At 73.4% G+C, this 16,541-nt stretch carries 15 protein-coding genes; 12 read left to right on the forward strand and 3 right to left on the reverse strand.

Annotated elements, in window-relative coordinates; genetic code table 11:
* Positions 1–42 precede the first annotated feature (42 nt).
* Complete coding sequence (locus ACL02R_RS29035) at positions 43–1,401, reverse strand: glycoside hydrolase family 28 protein (protein WP_412799942.1); 1,359 nt, start codon at positions 1,399–1,401, stop codon at positions 43–45.
* 226 nt (positions 1,402–1,627) lie between these two features.
* On the opposite strand from ACL02R_RS29035, the gene ACL02R_RS29040 reads away from it, so the two are divergent.
* The 12 genes from ACL02R_RS29040 to ACL02R_RS29095 all read left to right on the forward strand — a co-directional run bounded on the left by ACL02R_RS29040 (position 1,628) and on the right by ACL02R_RS29095 (position 14,449).
* Positions 1,628–2,905, forward strand: a complete 1,278-nt coding sequence (locus ACL02R_RS29040) for an ABC transporter substrate-binding protein (RefSeq protein WP_412799943.1) — start codon at positions 1,628–1,630, stop codon at positions 2,903–2,905.
* Positions 2,906–2,970: 65 nt separating this feature from the next.
* The gene (locus ACL02R_RS29045; RefSeq protein ID WP_412799944.1) at positions 2,971–3,948 is read left to right on the forward strand and encodes a carbohydrate ABC transporter permease; all 978 of its coding nucleotides are present in this window, start codon (positions 2,971–2,973) and stop codon (positions 3,946–3,948) included.
* A 16-nt stretch (positions 3,949–3,964) separates the two neighbouring features.
* Positions 3,965–4,861, forward strand: a complete 897-nt coding sequence (locus tag ACL02R_RS29050) for a carbohydrate ABC transporter permease (protein ID WP_412799945.1) — start codon at positions 3,965–3,967, stop codon at positions 4,859–4,861.
* A gap of 44 nt (positions 4,862–4,905) precedes the next feature.
* Entirely contained in the window at positions 4,906–5,985 is a 1,080-nt protein-coding gene (locus ACL02R_RS29055; RefSeq protein ID WP_412799946.1) for a LacI family DNA-binding transcriptional regulator, read from the forward strand.
* A 189-nt stretch (positions 5,986–6,174) separates the two neighbouring features.
* Complete coding sequence (locus ACL02R_RS29060; RefSeq protein WP_412799947.1) at positions 6,175–6,756, forward strand: hypothetical protein; 582 nt, start codon at positions 6,175–6,177, stop codon at positions 6,754–6,756.
* Positions 6,757–7,652: 896 nt separating this feature from the next.
* The gene (locus tag ACL02R_RS29065) at positions 7,653–8,552 is read left to right on the forward strand and encodes an ABC transporter permease (RefSeq protein ID WP_412799948.1); all 900 of its coding nucleotides are present in this window, start codon (positions 7,653–7,655) and stop codon (positions 8,550–8,552) included.
* Between the two features lie 37 nt (positions 8,553–8,589).
* Complete coding sequence (locus tag ACL02R_RS29070) at positions 8,590–9,339, forward strand: ABC transporter ATP-binding protein (protein WP_412799949.1); 750 nt, start codon at positions 8,590–8,592, stop codon at positions 9,337–9,339.
* On the forward strand, positions 9,339–11,000 hold the full coding sequence (locus ACL02R_RS29075; RefSeq protein ID WP_412799950.1) for an FAD-binding protein: 1,662 nt from the start codon (positions 9,339–9,341) through the stop codon (positions 10,998–11,000). Before ACL02R_RS29070 ends, ACL02R_RS29075 begins: the two co-directional genes overlap by 1 nt.
* Positions 10,997–11,371, forward strand: coding sequence for a 4Fe-4S binding protein (locus ACL02R_RS29080; RefSeq protein ID WP_412799951.1), 375 nt, complete (start codon positions 10,997–10,999; stop codon positions 11,369–11,371). The genes ACL02R_RS29075 and ACL02R_RS29080 overlap by 4 nt, the downstream gene beginning before the upstream one ends.
* A gap of 11 nt (positions 11,372–11,382) precedes the next feature.
* Positions 11,383–12,420, forward strand: a complete 1,038-nt coding sequence (locus tag ACL02R_RS29085; RefSeq protein ID WP_412799952.1) for an ABC transporter substrate-binding protein — start codon at positions 11,383–11,385, stop codon at positions 12,418–12,420.
* Entirely contained in the window at positions 12,417–14,042 is a 1,626-nt protein-coding gene (locus ACL02R_RS29090; protein WP_412799953.1) for an FAD-dependent oxidoreductase, read from the forward strand. The genes ACL02R_RS29085 and ACL02R_RS29090 overlap by 4 nt, the downstream gene beginning before the upstream one ends.
* A gap of 5 nt (positions 14,043–14,047) precedes the next feature.
* Positions 14,048–14,449, forward strand: a complete 402-nt coding sequence (locus ACL02R_RS29095; RefSeq protein WP_412799955.1) for a 4Fe-4S binding protein — start codon at positions 14,048–14,050, stop codon at positions 14,447–14,449.
* 152 nt (positions 14,450–14,601) lie between these two features.
* Here ACL02R_RS29095 and ACL02R_RS29100 read toward each other — a convergent pair whose 3' ends face one another.
* Positions 14,602–15,663 (reverse strand): LLM class flavin-dependent oxidoreductase, encoded by a 1,062-nt coding sequence (locus ACL02R_RS29100; protein WP_362967326.1) that lies wholly within the window; start codon positions 15,661–15,663, stop codon positions 14,602–14,604.
* 88 nt (positions 15,664–15,751) lie between these two features.
* On the reverse strand, positions 15,752–16,261 hold the full coding sequence (locus ACL02R_RS29105; RefSeq protein WP_412799954.1) for a flavin reductase family protein: 510 nt from the start codon (positions 16,259–16,261) through the stop codon (positions 15,752–15,754).
* Positions 16,262–16,541: the final 280 nt, after the last annotated feature.

Raw genomic sequence — 16,541 nt, forward strand, 5'->3', positions numbered from 1 at the left:
TGGGCCGGGGGCGCGGCGGGGGAAGGCGGGGGGAGGCGGGGGTCAGGCGGTGGCCACGGCGTCGAAGCGGTCGGGGTGGGCCGCCTCGCCGCGGAAGTCGCGGTTGACCAGGCCGGTGCACTTCTCCGCGTAGAGGGCGTGGCGGCCGTCGTCCGGCCGCGCGGTCCACACGACCTCGCAGTCCCGGAGCGTCACGTCGTGGACGTTCTCCAGGTGGAAGCCGTCCGTGGGCAGTCCGGGGAAGTTCTCGGCGCGGCGGGGCCGCAGGTCGGCGTGGCCGCCGGGCCAGCGGGACCAGCGGTCGATCTCCACGCGCACGCCGTCGAACACCAGGCCCTCGATCGTGCCCGGGTCCTCGGCGCGGACGAGGACGCCGTTCTCCGAACGGCACAGGATGTTGCGGAAGCGGATGTTGCGGATGGTGCCGCAGTTGTCCGTCCACGGGATGCCCATGATGGCGATCGGCTCGCCCCGGCCCCACCAGCCGGAGTGGAAGAAGCGGGTCTCCACGATGATGTCGCTGAAGAGGATGTTCTCCATGTCGCCGCCCTCGCCGTTGCGGACGGCCAGGCCGCGCGCGCTCTGGCGGACGACGCAGGAGGAGAAGACCACGTTGCGGATCGCGGTCTGGTTCTCGACGCCGACGATCAGCGCGCTGGACGTCGTGGTGATGGTGCAGCCGGTCACCGTGACGTCCTCGCAGACCGGGACGCGGTCGGTCACGGCGCCGGTGTGCTCCAGGCAGGTCTTGAGGCAGATCGCGTCGTCACCGGCGACGATGTCGCAGTCGCTGACGCGGACGCGGCGGCAGCAGTCGAGGTCGATCGCGTCGCTGTTGGGCGTCTTCAGGTCGTTGTGGATGCGGATGCCGTGGATCAGCACGTCGTCGCACAGCGACAGGCGGAGCGTCCACACGGCGCCGTCCACGATCCGGATGTCGCGGAACGTGACGTTGCGGCAGTCGCGGAAGTAGACGGTGAACGGGCGGCGCTGGTCCATCGTGTAGATGAAGCCGTTGTCGCCGGTGACGAAGTGGCGGCCCGCGCCGTCGATGGTGCCGCCGCCGGTGACGGATATGTTCTCCGCGCCCTCCGCGTTCAGCAGCACGGTCGTCTGCTCGCTGCCCCACTGGGTGTTGCCGTCGTTGAGGACGACACCGCCGAAGAAGACCGAGTAGTCCGCGAAGTCGGGGCTTCCGGCGAGGGTCGCGCCGTTCTCGATGCGGAAGTCCACGTGCGAGCGGAGCGTCACGGTGCCCGTGCGGAACGTCCGCCCGGCCGGGAGGACGACCCGGCCGCCGCCGGCCGCGGCGCAGGCGTCGATGGCGGCCTGGACGGCAGCCGTGTCATCGGCCGCGCCGTCCCCCACAGCGCCGTAATCGATCACGTTGTACAACTTCACCAGCTCCTGGTCATGGACGGACGTGTCCGGATCTCGTCGCCGCGGCACGCATGCGCGCGCTCCGCCGCCTGACCCCCACTGGTATACCGTTCCACCTCGCTTGGGACAAGGGCTCTTTTAACTTTGCGAGATCTCCACCAGCAGTTTTCCCGAACCCGTTGACGCGCCCGTAACACGAACCTACGATCCGCTAAATCGTTCCACCAAGGTTCGCAAGGAGGCATCGGTGCGTCGACGGACCATGCTCGCGGGTGCGGTTTCAGCCGCGCTGGCCCCGCTTCTGACCGGCTGCGGGGCCCTCGACCCGGGTGACGACGACCCCGACACCCTCGTCGTCCACAGCAACATCACGGCCGGTTCTGCGGGCGCCGCCGCGTACGGCACCATCCGCGAGGCCTTCGAGTCGGCCCACCCCGGCTCCCGCATCAAGGACGTGGTCAGCGGCGGCACCGACCTCATCAACGTCTACGAGACGGCGCGCCTCGCCCACAAGGAGGCCGATGTCGTCCTGGTCAACCTCGCCGAGAAATCCCTCGCCTGGACCGAGCTGGGCGCCACCGTCCCCGTGGGCCGGTACATGGACCGCTGGGGCCTCACCGACCGGGTGCTTCCGCAGGCGCTGCGCGAGTGGACCGACGCCGAGGGGCGCGTCTCCGGCTTCCCGTGGACCGGCTTCGCCTGGCCCGTCGCGTACAACACGGCGCTGCTCGAAGCCGCCGGGATCGGGGACGTCCCCCACACCGCGGACGACCTGGTCGCCGCCGCCGACGCCGTACGCGCCAAGGGGCTCGACGGCCTGGTCAGCATCGGCGGCAACGACTGGTCGGGCCAGAAGCTGCTGATGCAGGTCATGCAGTGCTTCCTGCCGCCCGACCGGGCCGAGGCCCTGTTCACGAGGGCCGGGTTCGCCGACGACGAGGACGCGCTGCGCGGCCTCGCGCACTTCGCCGAACTGCGCGACGCGGGCGTCTTCCGCGACGGCGCGCAGGGCCTCAACGCCGACTCGATGAACACCGACTTCTACACCGGCCGCGCCCCCGTCGCCTCGATGATCTCCGGCTCCCTCGCCGCCGTCCCCGCCGAGGTGGCGGACGTGACGGTCCTCGGCGGCTGGCCCCAGCCGGGCGGCGGCGTCCACGACCGCCCCACCGCGCTGCGCGGCTACACGTCCACCGGCATCTGGGTGAGCCCCAACGGCCGCAAGAAGATCGGGCTCGTCGAGAAGTTCGTGCGCCACCTGTACAGCGAGGAGTCGGCCGGCACGTACCTGCGCCGGGCCGGGCAGGTCATGGCTCTGCGCGGCACCGGGGACAGCCCCGACTTCCCGCTCGTCTCGGCGTCGGCCGCGCTGACCGACGACGACGTGTCCTGGGCGGTCATGCCCGACCTGTTCGTCCCCGCCGCCGTCTCCCAGCCGCTGATCCGCGCCACCAGCGTCGCGTTCACGCCGGGCACCGGCGCGGAGGCCATCGCCCGCGCGCTGGACACCGCCTACCGCAGCTGACCCCCGCCGACCGTCCGTCCCCGGCCGTCGCAGCGGCGGCCCCCTCATCCGAAAGGGCACCCCGGATGGTGCACGACACGACGCAACCGGCCGCAGGGAGCGGGTCCGGCGTCCGCACGGCCCCCTCCCCCGGCTCTCCCGGCTCTCCCCGCGGGCCACGCCCCGCCACCCGCCGCGACCGGCGGCGCGGCTCGCCCGTGACGCTCTTCGCCGTACCGGCCCTCGTCTGGTACCTGCTGTTCCTGCTCGGCCCGCTCGTGGCGATGTTCTACATCAGCGGGCTGCACTGGCCGGGCATGCTCGCGCCCCGCTCCTGGACGGGCTGGGACAACTTCTCGACGGTCCTCGGGGACGACCTGTTCTGGGACGCGGTGCGCAACAGCGCCGTCCAGATAGGCGTCGTCCTGCCGGTCATGATCGTCACGGCGTTCATGACCGGGTACTACCTGACGCTCAGGCCGCGCGGCCACCGGCTGCTGCGCATCATCCTGTTCACCCCGGCGCTGATCTCCGCGTCCGCCAAGGCGATGGTCGCGTACAGCATCCTGGCGCCCAACGGGCTGCTCAACGGCATGCTGGGCGACATCGGCCTCGACTCGGTCACCCGCGCCTGGCTCGCCGACACCGACACGGCGCTCGCCTGCATCATGGCCATCGACCTGTGGAACGGCATCGGCTTCACCGCCGTCCTGTTCGCCGCGCGCCTCGGCAGCGTCCCCGGGGAGATCTACGAGGCGGCCGAGCTGGACGGCACCGGGCACTGGCGCCGCATGTGGCGCATCGCGTTCCCCGTCACCAAGGACTACGTGGGCGTCACGACGATGCTCCAGTTCCTCTGGATCCTCTTCTCCTCCGCGCAGAACGTCCTGCTCCTCACCCAGGGCGGCCCGGGGAACGCCACGACGAACCTGTCGTTCCTCGTCTACACCAAGGCGTTCGTCCAGTCCGACCTCGGCTACAGCCAGGCCGCCGGCGTCCTGCTCTTCCTCGCCGGGCTGCTCGGCATGCTCGCCATCCGCCGCCTGTTCCGGCAGAACTACTGACCGCCCGGGAGCCGACATGTCCCTCACCAAGCACACGACGAACCGCTCGCCGCGCGGGGACCGGCGGCGTACGCGGCGGGGTGGCCGCCTCGGCGGCTGGCTGTGGGCCCTGAGCCACACGCTGGTGTGGCTGTACGCCCTGGCGCTGGTCCTGCCGCTGTACTACCTGGTGATCTCCTCGTTCAAGAAGACCACCGACATCTTCGACCATCCGCTGGTCCCGCCCCTCGAACCGGTGTGGCACTACTTCGGTGACGCCATCCACTACGCGCGGCTCGACCTCGCGCTCATCAACTCGGCGCTGGTGACGGGCAGCGCGCTCGTCCTGACGCTGCTGCTGGCGGCTCCCGCCGCGTTCGCCCTGGCGCGCAGCCAGGGGCGGGCGGCGCGGCTGATGGAGCGGATCTTCGGACTCGGCTTCCTGGTGCCGACGTTCGCCGCGCTGGTGCCGACGTTCCTGATGGCCGCGTACACGGGGCTGTTCCACACGCGGACGTTCGTCATCCTGCTGCTGCCCGCCGGGGCGCTGCCGCTGTCGGTGATCCTGCTGACGCAGTTCATGCGGACGGTGCCGGGCGAACTTGAGGAGAGCGCTCGGGTGGACGGCGCCGGTACGTGGACGGTGCTGTGGCGCGTGTTCGTGCCGGTCGCCATGCCGGGCATCGCGACCGTGCTGCTGCTCAACTTCCTCAACTTCTGGAACGAGTACCTCTACTCGCTTGTCATCATCGGCCCCGACACCAGCCAGCGCACCGTCCAGGTCGCCCTGCCGACCCTCCAGGCCAACCAGGCGACGGAGTACGGCATCCTCATGGCGGGCACGGCCGTCACCCTCGTACCCGTCTATATCGTGTACGTGGTCCTCCAGCGGAGGATGGAACAGGCGCTGATCAGCGGTGCCGTGAAGATGTGAGGCCGCCTCAGGCACGGCGGCCCGCCGAGCGGGGAACAGGAGACATGGCACAGGCTTCCGAGAGCGGGACGGCCGTGGGACGCGCGGCCGGGCGGCGGCGCGGCCAGCCCACCATCCTCGACGTGGCCGCGCTCGCGGGCGTCTCCAAGTCGGCGGTGTCGAAGGTCTTCAACAACCGGTCGGGCATCTCGGAGGCCACGCGGGACCGCATCCTCGACGCGGCGGAGAAGCTCGGCTGGTCGCCCAGCGCCACGGCGGCGGCGCTGCGCGGGGAACGGTCGCACGCCGTGGGCCTGATCATCCCGCGCGAGGTGGACCTGCTCAGCGCGGACCCGTTCTTCGCGGAGATGGTCGCCGGTCTTGAGGAGGAGCTCGGCCCCGCCGGGTACGCGCTGCGGCTCCATCTCGCGGGCCTGGACGCGGCGCAGGAGGCCGGGCTGTACGAACGGCTGGCGCGGGAGCGGCGCGTGGACGCCTTCCTCCTCACCGAGAACCGGATCGGCGACCAGCGGCCCGAACTGCTGCGGCGGCTGCGGACGCCGGGGCTGCTGCTGGGGCGCCCGACGCCGGGGCAGCGCCTGGAGAGCGTGCACGCCGACGGGCTCGACGAGGCGTTCTCCGCCGCGCTCGACCACCTGCTGGACCTCGGTCACCGGCGCATCGCGTATGTGACGGGCCCGGAGAACAGCGCGCACGCCCGACTGCGCGTCCAGCGGCTGGAGACGCACCTCGCGGGGAACGGGCTGCGGCCGTACGCGGTGATACCCACCGACCTCACCGCCGAGGCGGCGGCCGACGCGACGGCGCGGCTGCTGGCGGCGGACGACGGCGGGCCGACCGCCGTGGTGTACATGAACGACGCGATGGCGCTCACCGGCATCGCGACCGCGCAGCGGGCCGGGCTCGCCGTGCCGCGCGACCTGTCGGTCATCGGGCACGACGACCACCCGCTCGGCCGCTGGCTGCACCCGCGCCTCACGACGGTGCGACAGGACGCGCGCGCGGTCAGCAGGGTCGCGGCGCTGCGGCTGCTGTCGCTGCTCGGGGCGCACGCGGAGCCGGTCCCCGAGCCGCCCGCCGCCTGCCTGGTGGTCCGCGAGTCGACCGGCCCGGCGCGGCCGTGACCCGGGGGAGCTGCCCGGCCGCGCGTTCCTGCGAGGCCGCCGCAGCCGCTCTCGCGTGGTCAACTCTTCACCAAAAGTAGCTAAAAAATCACAAGATGATGCCCTTTTCGACGACTGGGTAACGAGGGGCGTTTCCGCAGGTGGCAGACCGTACGCTCCCCCCACAGCACACCTGTTCAAGGGGAATCCATGCGCAGCTCCATACGTCTCGCCCTGCCCGCCCTCCTCGCGGCGACGGCCCTGACCCTCACCGCCTGCGGTGGCGACGACGACGCCGACTCGGGCAACGACAACGCCAGCGGCTCGCAGGAGTCGAACGGCGGCGCCACCGAGGAGGAGAGCGAGGCCCCGGCCGAGGAGACCCCCGCCGAGGAGCCCGCGGCCGAGGAGGGCACCGTCCCGGAGATCGACGACCTGCGCGGCGACTGGTACGTGGACCCGGACGACCAGGAGAACTCGCACAACCTCGCGGTCTACGGCGACGAGGAGATCATCTTCATCGAGGACATGACCGCCGAGGGCGACCTGTGCAGCGCCGGCACGTACGCCGACGGCGTCCTCACGGTGACCGACTGCATGATGGGCGGCGACGACCGGTCGGCCGAGCTGAGCCTCGCCGACGACGGCACCCTCAACGTGACCTGGGACAACGGCGAGAGCGAGTCGTACACCAACACCGTCACGGGCGGCGCGGCCGCGGGCTTCACCGAGGACATCTACGAGCAGTTCCTCGGCGACCTCGACGAGCTCACCGCCGGTCTGGGCGGCTGACCCTCCCGGACTCCCGCCGCTCCCGGGCCTCACGACGGCCCGTGCACGCGAGCCCCGCGGCCCGCACCGACCCGCACTCGGCGGGGCCGGTGCGGGCCACCGCTCGTTCCGCCCCCGCCGGCCGCGCCGACGCCCCGCCCACCGCACCACGCTCCACACATCCCGCAAGACTCCACAGGCCCACACATCCCGCAACAACACGCCACTCCCCCACGCCGTTCCGATCCGTCCCACGGTGCCGCCCGGGACCGCCCGATGACCGCCCCGAACCAACCGCTCACACAGCGTGACACACGGCACTGACAATCGGGCCCGGCACCACAGCGCGGCCCCTCCGCGACGCGCCTGAGCCGCCCGTCCCCGAGCGGCCCCCACACCCGGCCCGCGACGCCCCGCAGAGGCGTTCCTGCTGCTCAGCGAGGCGGCGTACCACCATGTGGGCAGTGCCTTGCCGGACTTGGACCGTGATGCGAACATACGGGCCATGAAGCGGGCCTCGTTCCTGACGCACAGGCGAGTGGTGGATCACATGCTGATCACCACCACTCTCTGTAGCGCGCGCTGAGCCTCCTCTCCGCTCGGCCCCCCTTCTTCGCTCGAACTCCCCTTCTCCGCTCGCCGTCGCGCGAGCCCGTCACCGCGCCGTCCGGCTGAGCGGGCGCTCCTCCGCCCCACCGCCGATCTCCGTCCGCCGCCCTCAAGCCGGCGGTCCCCGGCGCGCGTTCCGCGCATCCCCCGTGCCGCACACCTGCCGTACGCGTGCCGCAGAGCCGCCGCACGCCGTGCCTCGCCGCCCGCACCCCTGACTTCACCGCGACCGCCGCCCCCGTCCCGCCTGCCCGCATGCCCGCATGCCCCGGCGCAGGCGCGGTCCGGGGTACCCGAAGGGTTCCGCCATGCCCCCAAGTCCCCCGCAGAGCACGCAGATTCCCGAATCCCCGCCCGTCGCCACCGCCCCCGCCGTCGCCGCGCCGGCCCGCACCGAGCCCCGCCCGCCCGGACCGCCGCGCCGCCGCACGTCGCGCCGCACCGGCGCCGCCCTGCTCCGCAGGCTGCGGCGGGTCAGCGGCCTGATCGCCGTCCTCCTCCTGTGGTGGCTCGGCACGGCACAGGGCTGGCTCGGCTCCACCACCCCGTCACCCGGCGCCGTGTGGGACGCCGGAGTCGAGCTGGTCAGGTCGGGCGAGTACGGCCACCACCTGGGCGTCTCCCTCGAACGGGTCGCGCGCGGCCTCGCCATCGGCATCCCGCTCGGCGTGCTGCTCGGCCTGCTCGCGGGGCTGACGCGCTCGGTGGAGGACGTCATCGACGCGCCGATCCAGGCGTTCAGGATGCTGCCGCACCTCGCGCTGGCACCGGTGTTCATCATCTGGTTCGGCATCGGCGAGACGTCGAAGACGATGCTGATCCTCATCGGCCCGGTCTTCCCGCTCTACATCAACGTGCTGCACGGCATCCGCGGCGTGGACAACAGGCTGGTGGAGGCGGCCCGTTCGTGCGGCCTCGGCCGGTGGGGGCTGACGCGGCGCGTCATCCTGCCCGGCGCGCTGCCGCAGATCTTCGTCGGCCTGCGTCAGGCGCTCGGCATCGGCTGGCTGACCCTCGTCGTCGCGGAGCAGACGGCGACGACGTCCGGCATCGGCTACCTGATGACCGACGCCCGCGAATTCCTGCGCACGGACGTCATGTTCGTCGTCCTCGTGACGTACGCGCTGCTCGGCGTGCTGTCCGACCTGCTGGTCAGGCTGCTGGAACGGCGGGCCCTGGCCTGGCGCCGCGGCTTCACCGGCACCTGAGCCCCGCCACCCCACCCCACCCCGCCTGGAGCACGCCATGCCCGCCCCCTCCTCCACCGCACCCCCCGCCCACCAGGGCGTCCGCGTCAGCGGCCTGCGCCGCGCCTTCGACGGCAGGACCGTCCTGGACGACGTCCATCTCACCATCGCACCGGGCGAGTTCGTCGCCCTGCTCGGCCCCAGCGGCTCGGGCAAGAGCACCCTGCTGCGCGCCCTGGGCGGCCTCGACCCCGGCGCCGAGGGCCATGTCGAGGTGCCGGAGCGCAGCGCCGTCGTCTTCCAGGAACACCGCCTGCTGCCCTGGGAACGCGTCTGGCGCAACGTCACCCTCGGCGTACGCGGCGGCGACCTGCGCGCCCGCGCCGTCGCCGCCCTGGCCGAGGTCGGCCTCGCCGAACGCGCCGACGCCTGGCCCGGCACGCTCTCCGGCGGCGAGTCGCAGCGCGTCGCCCTGGCGCGCGCCCTGGTCCGTACGCCCCAACTGCTGCTGCTCGACGAGCCGTTCGGCGCGCTCGACGCGCTGACGCGGCTCAAGGCGCAGCACCTCGTCGAGGCCCTGTGGGAGGAGCACCGCCCCTCGGTCCTGCTGGTCACCCACGACGTCGAGGAGGCGCTGCTGCTGTCCGACCGCGCGCTGCTGCTGGGCGGCAACGCGATCGCCGCCGAGTTCGTCGTCGACATCCCCCGTCCCCGTCCCCTGGACCACCCGGAGCTGGTGCGGCTGCGCACCGAACTGCTCGCCGGTCTGGGCGTCCACGCCCCGGCCGAACACGGAAGGACCGCCTGATGTCCCGGACCCACGCCGCCCCGACCACGACCACGAGCCCGACCGCCGCCCCGACCACCGCCCCTCTCACCGAGGAGCTGACCGCCGACGTCCTCGTCGTCGGCGGCGGCCCCGCCGCCACCTGGGCCGCCGTCAAGGCCGCCGAGTCCGGCGCCTCCGTCGTCCTGGCCGACAAGGGCTTCTGCGGCAGCTCGGGCGCGACCGCCGCCGCGGGCACCGGCGTCTGGTACGTCCCCCCGCACCCCGACGCCCGCGAGGCCGCCATGGCGTCCCGCGAAGGGCTCGGCGGCCATCTCGCCGACCGCCGCTGGATGGCGCGCGTCCTCGACCAGACGTGGGAGAACATGCACGAGGTCGCGTCCGTCAGCCGCTACCCCTTCCCGGTGGACGAGCGCGGCGAGCAGCAGCGGCGCGGCCTCCAGGGCCCTGAGTACATGCGGCGGATGCGCGTCCGCGTGCAGCGCGCGGGCGTCCGCGTCCTCGACCACTCGCCCGTCCTCGAACTGCTGCTGGACGAGCACGGCGCCGTCGCGGGCGCCGCGGGCCACCGCCGCCAGGCCGACCGCCCCTTCCGCGTACGGGCCGGGGCCGTCGTGCTCGCGACGGGCGGCTGCGCGTTCCTGTCGCGGGCGCTGGGCTGCGACGTCAACACGGGCGACGGCTACCTGATGGCGGCCGAGGCGGGCGCGGCGATGTCGGGCATGGAGTTCTCCAACGCCTACGCGATCGCCCCGGCGTTCACGTCCGTCACGAAGACGGCGTACTACGCGTTCGCGTCGTTCTACCACGCGGACGGCACTCTCCTGGAGGGCGCGGGGAGCACGAAGGGGCGCTCGGTCATCGCCCGCACGCTGCTGTCCGAGGGCACCGTCCTGGCACGCCTCGACCGGGCGGGCGAGGAGCAGCAGCGCGCGATGCGCCTCGGCCAGGCCAACTTCTTCCTGCCCTTCGACCGCCTGGGTATCGACCCGTTCACCGATCTCTTCCCGGTGACGCTGCTGGCCGAGGGCACGGTGCGCGGCACCGGCGGCATCCGCGTCACGGGCGACGACTGCGCCACGGGCGTCCCCGGGCTGTACGCGGCGGGCGACGCCGCCACGCGCGAGCTGATCTGCGGCGGCTTCACCGGCGGCGGCAGCCACAACGCGGCCTGGGCCATGTCGTCGGGCACCTGGGCGGGCCGTGGCGCCGCCGCGTTCGCCCGCGGTCTGGGGGAACGCGCCCACCTCCGCCGGCTGACCCCGGCGGGCGGCACAGGCCTGCGTCCCACGGGCACGCCCGGCGGGGCCGACGGGCACCGCGAGGTGACGGAGGCCGTACGCCGCGAGGTGCTGCCGTACGACAGGAACCTGCTGCGCGACGGCGCCGTCCTCGCGCCCGCCCTGGAGCGGCTGCACGGCGTCTGGGCGGCGGCGCGCGAAGGGCTGCGCGGCCACGGCAAGGACGCGATGCGCGCCCGCCGCGCGGCGGCCATGACGGCGACGGCCCGCTGGATGTACACCGCCGCGCTGGCCCGCGAGGAGACCCGCGGCATGCACAAGCGCCTGGACCGGCCGTTCCAGGACGACCCCGGCTCGCGTCACCGCCTGGTCACGGGCGGCCTCGACACGACGTGGAGCGTCCCCGAGACGGCTCCCGTCCCGGCGGGGGTGGCCCTGTGATCGAGATCGTGTCCGCCGAGCGCTGCATCGGCTGCGACAAGTGCGTCCTGGCCTGCCCCACCGACGTGTTCGACCGCGGTGAGGACGGCGTGCCCGTGATCGCCCGGCAGGACGACTGCCAGACCTGCTTCATGTGCGAGGCGTACTGCCCGGTGGACGCGCTGTTCGTCGCGCCGGAGACACGTCCGCTGCCGGAGGACTCCGCACTGCGCGACGAGGCGCTGCTGTCCGCCACCGGCCTGCTCGGCAGCTACCGCGCCCGCATCGGCTGGGGCAGGGGCCGTACGCCCGGCGCCCGCCTCGCCGTGGGCCCCGAACTGCCGCGCGCCCTCCCCACTCCCCCGCCCACCGCCCCGCCCAGAACCACCTGAGAGGCACCACCATGCACTTCACCCGTACCGGACGCACCGGACGCACGGGACCCGCCCGTTCCCTCCCCCGGCGCCTGCTGGCCGCCGTCGCCCTGCCGCTCGCGCTGACCGCGGCCGTCAGCGGCTGCTCCGACGAGGCCGCGGGCGACTCGGGTGACGCGGGCGGCGGCGGGACGCTGCGCGTCGGCGTCATCGGCTCGCGCGCCCAGCTGAGCGGCCCGATCGGCTACCTGGACCAGCAGGGCGACCTGCTGCCCGCGCTGGAGGAGTTCGGCTTCGACAGCGTCGAGGTGTCGCCGTTCCCGAACGGTCCCGACCTCAACCAGGCGCTGGTGGGCGGCAGTCTGGACGTGGCGAGCTACGGCGACACGCCCGCGCTGGTGGCGCGCGGCAGCGGCCTGGACACGCGGCTGGTCGCGCTCGGCCTCGTCGGCAACGACGCGTCGATCGTCGTCCGCGACGACGGGCCGCGCAGCATCGAGGAGCTGGCGGGCGAGCCGATCGCCGTGCAGACCGGCTCCTACATCCACCGCTACCTGCTGGGCGCGCTCCAGGACGCGGACGTCGAGCCGTCCGAGATCCTGCACATCTACACCACAGACACCGAAGCCCCCCTGGAACGCGGCGACATCGCCGCCGCCGCGATGCCACAGGTGAACGCCGAGGTGTTCGAGCAGCGCGGCTACCGGATCATCGACCACCTCGCCGAGGACCACCCGGACTACGCGGGCACCAGCGCGACCGTCTCCACCGGCGCGTTCCTCGACGACCACCCCGGATTCGCGGCCCGCTGGCAGGAGTTGCAGGCCCAGGGCGTGGAGCTGGCCAGGTCCGACTTCGCCGCCTACCAGGACTACGCCGTCTCGCTCTCCGACTTCCCCGCCGAACTGGTGCGGCAGACCACGCGGGAGGACCAGCTGCCGGACACCGCGTTCCCCGAGCGCGGGCTCGAACTGCTCACCGGCACCAAGGAGTTCCTTGTGGAGCAGGACTTCATCGACGAGGACTTCGACCTGGACGACTGGATCGTGGACGGGGACGCGGCGTGACAGCGCCGGACGCCACGGACGCCACCGACGTCCTCGTCCTCGGCGGCGGCCCCGCGGGCGCCTGGGCGGCCCTGGCCGCCGCCGAGGCGGGCGCCCGCGTCGTCCTGGCCGACAAGGGGTACCTCGGGACGAGCGGCGCCGCCGCCTCCGGCGGCAACAACCTCTGGTACCTCCCGCCCGATCCCGCCCTGCGCGCCCGCGCGATCGCCGAACGGGAGCGCCTCGGCGGCCTGCTGACCGACCACCGGTGGATGGCGCGCGTCCAGGAGGAGACGTACGGGCGCGTCAACCGCCTCGCGGAGTGGGGCTACCCGTTCCCGCGCGACGACGAGGGCGTCGAGCGCCGCAGCAGCCTCCAGGGCCCCGAGTACATGCGGCGGCTGCGGCGGCGCGTGCACCGCTCGGGCGTGCGCGTCCTCGACCACCACCCGGCGCTCGAACTGCTCGCGGACACCGACGGCACGGTCACCGGCGCCGCCGGGCTGCGCCGCCAGGAGGGCTTCGCGCCCTGGCGCGTGGCGGCCGGGGCGGTGGTGCTCGCGACGGGCGGCTGCGCGTTCCTCTCCGGGGCGTTCGGGCTGAACGTCGACACCGGCGACGGGCACCTGATGGCGGCCGAGCTGGGCGCGGAGCTGTCGGGCATGGAGTTCTCCGCCGTGTACGGGGCGTCCCCCGCGTTCGGCAACCACACCAAGGGCCTGATGATGCAGTACGCGACCTACTACGACGCGGACGGCACGCGGCTGCCCGCCCGCGGCCTCGCCACCCGCGACGTGCTCGCCTCCCGGCTGGCCGAGGGCCGCGAGGTGTACGCGCGGCTCGACCTGGCGCCGCACGCCCTGCGCGCGCGGATGCGGGCGGCCCAGCCCAACTACTTCCTGCCGCTGGAGAAGGCGGGCATCGACCCGTTCACCGAGCCCTACCCGCTGCGGCTCGTCCTGGAGGGCACGGTGCGCGGCACCGGCGGCATCCGCCTCACGGGCGACGACTGCGCCACCGGCGTGCCAGGCCTGTACGCGGCGGGCGACGCGGCGACGCGCGAGCTGGTCACCGGCGCGGCCAGCGGCGGGGGTTCGCTCAACGGCGCCTGGGCGATCTCCTCCGGCACCTGGGCGGGCGCGGGCGCGGCGCGCTTCGCCCGCGCCCGGGGCGCCCTGCCGGGCCACGGCGCGCTGCGCGCCGCGGGCCGCGCCGGGCTGCGGCCCGCCCGCCCCGGGACGGCCCCGGCGGACCGCGCGGCGGTGGACCGGCTGGTGGCCGCCGTGCAGGAACGGGTCCTGCCGCTCGGCCTCAACTGGTTCCGCTCGGCGGCCGGTCTGCGCGCCAGCCTCGCGCTGCTCGCCGAGCGGTGGGCGTACGCGTCCGGTGAGCTGTGGGCGCGCGACGGCAGGACGACGCTGCGCGCCCGGGAGGCGAGCGCGATGACGGCGCACGCCCGCTGGTCGTACACGGCCGCGCTCGCCAGGGAGGAGACGCGCGGCGTCCACCGGCGCACGGACCACGCGGCGGCCGACCCGGCGTTCGCGCACCGGCTGCTGGTCTCGGGGCTCGGCCGGATCACGGTGCGGCCCGACCCGGTGGCGCCGGTGCTGTCCGGTGTCACGGCGGGGGTGGCGCCGTGATCGAGATGGTGAGCGACAGCCGCTGCGTGCGCTGCGACATCTGCGTGAAGGTCTGCCCCACCGACGTGTTCGACCGGGACGCGGACGGCCTGCCGGTGATCGCGCGGCAGGGCGACTGCCAGACGTGCTTCTCCTGCGAGCTGTACTGCCCGGTGGACGCGCTGTACGTGGCGCCGCTGTCCGGGCCCGCGCCGGAGGGGTCGCCGCACCGGGACGAGGCGGCGCTCGCGGCGTCGGGGGCGCTCGGCGCGTACCGCGCCACCGTCGGCTGGGGCGGCGGGCGTACGCCGGGCAGCCGGGCGGACGCCAACCACCGCTTCACGGCCGGGATGACCGGCCAGCCGGGCGAGCGTCCCGCGCCGCTGGCCGAGCCGGCGCTGCCCCCGCCCGCGCCGCGGGGTACCTGACGCAGGGCGCCGGTCCCGGTGCGGCAGGGCACCGGGACCGGCGCCCTGCGGGAGCGGTCCGGGAGTGGTGCGGGGAGCGGCTGGCCTGTCGTTCCCCGCACCGTGCTGTTCTCGCGCTGCCGGGACCAGGGAGAGGCGGGTCCCGGGACGGGTCAGGAGAAGTGGGGCAGGACGCGCTCGGAGAGCAGGCGCATCGTGCGCACCGAGTCCTCCACCGCCATGTCACCGCTGGCGACGAGGAAGCTGATGGTGATGTCGTCGCCGTACAGGTCGCGGATCGCCTCCAGCTGGCCGGTGACGTGCTCGGGCGTCCCGACGAGGACCTTGTTCTCCCGGATGTGGTCGTCGAACGGGTCGCCGCCCTCGGGCGCCTGGGTCAGCTGCTCGTAGCCCTGGTACGCGCTGCTGCGGGTCGTCTTCCAGTCGGAGACGGCGTGCGCCAGCTTCGCGCCTATGCGGGCGTCCTGGTAACGGCCGCGCTGGTAGGCGGCGTCACCGTCGTCGTCCACGTACGCCGAGTAGCTCATGTGGACGTTCTCGGTGCCGGGCTCGTGGCCGGCCTCGGCCCACGCGGTCCGGTAGAGCGAGAGCATGTACTGCGTCTGCTCGGCGGTGTTGATGCCCGGGACCATCATCAGGCCGTGGCCCGCGGCACCGGCGGCCGTGCAGGACTCCGGGGTCCTGGCGGTGGCGACGAGGATCGGCGGGTGCGGCTGCTGGTAGGGGCGGGGCAGCAGGGTGACGGGGCCGAACGAGTGGAACGTGCCGTCCCACACGGCGTCCTCCTCGGCCCACAGCGTGCGGACCGCCTCGATGCCCTCCCGGAACCGCTGGTGGCTCTCGTCGATCGGGATCTCGAAGGCCGTGAACTCGGAGGGCAGGAACGCGCGGCCGAAGCCGACTTCCAGACGGCCCTTGGAGAGGTGGTCGAGCATGGCCAGCTTGCCGGCCAGCTGGATCGGGTGGCTGAACACCGGCAGGACCGCGCCGGTCACCAGCTTGATGCGCTCGGTGCGCGCGGCGACGGCGGAGAGGAACGCCACCGGGTCGGGGCTGTACCCGCCGTAGTACGTGAAGTAGTGCTCCACGGTCCGCACGTGGCCGTAGCCCAGCTCCTCGGCGAGGACGGCGAGGTCGAGGGCCTCGGTGAAGTAGTCCGTGGGGCTCTTCTCGTCCGGCGAGATGACGGGGGCGAGATCGATTCCGAACTGCACTGGTACTCCCTGGTGGTGGGTGGTGGGCTGGTGGTGGGTGACGGGCTTCCTGACCGGCTTCCGGCGGCGGGTGTGCGGGCCGGGCGGGTCAGTCACCGATGGCGGCGAGTTCCGGCGGGGACCACCTGAAGTACTGCCGCCGGTGGTACATGAGGGGCGCGCGGTCGCGGACGGCGCCGTCGCGCACGGTGCCGATCACGATGGTGTGGTCGCCGGCGCGGATCGTGCTGTGCACCTCGCACTCGGCGTGCGCCACCACGTCGTCCACGAGCACGGGGGCACCGCCCGCACGCGCGGCGGGCCGCTGCGTCAGGCCGGCGAACTTGTCGTCCGCCTTGCCGGCGAAGGTCTGGGAGATCCGGTCGCCCGAGTCGGCGAGGAAATTCACCACGAAGAATCGCGAGTCGAGGATCGCGGGCAGCGTCGTCGACGACTCGTCGAGGCAGACCAGCAGCATGGGCGGCTCCATCGAGAGCGCCGTCACGGTATTGGTCGTCAGGCCTCGCTGATTTCCCTCCCCGTCGACCGCGGTGATGACCGCGACGGGTGTGGGGAGAGTCCCGAAGATGCTCCGGAAACTCCCTGTCTCAATAGGCATCTGCACCTCGCCCTTCTGGCGGGTCGGCTTTCCGTGTAATTCAAGGTTCGCCGCCCGGGGCCTCAGGAACAAGGCGCACCTAACGTAATACCAGAATGACTTCGGGTGCACCCGGTACGGACTTCCCGGTTTCTTTTCCCCGCACCCCGCCCCCCTTTCACCGCCCACTCCGCCCCATTCCCGTTCGCCCCGAATTCACCAGGGCACAGAAAAGCGGGGGGGGGGGGGGGGGGGGGGGGGGGGGGGTGGTTGGGGGGGGGGGGGGGGGGGGGGGGTTTTT

The sequence above is a fragment of the Streptomyces sp. MS19 genome (assembly GCF_047200595.1).
GTDB lineage: Bacteria > Actinomycetota > Actinomycetes > Streptomycetales > Streptomycetaceae > Streptomyces.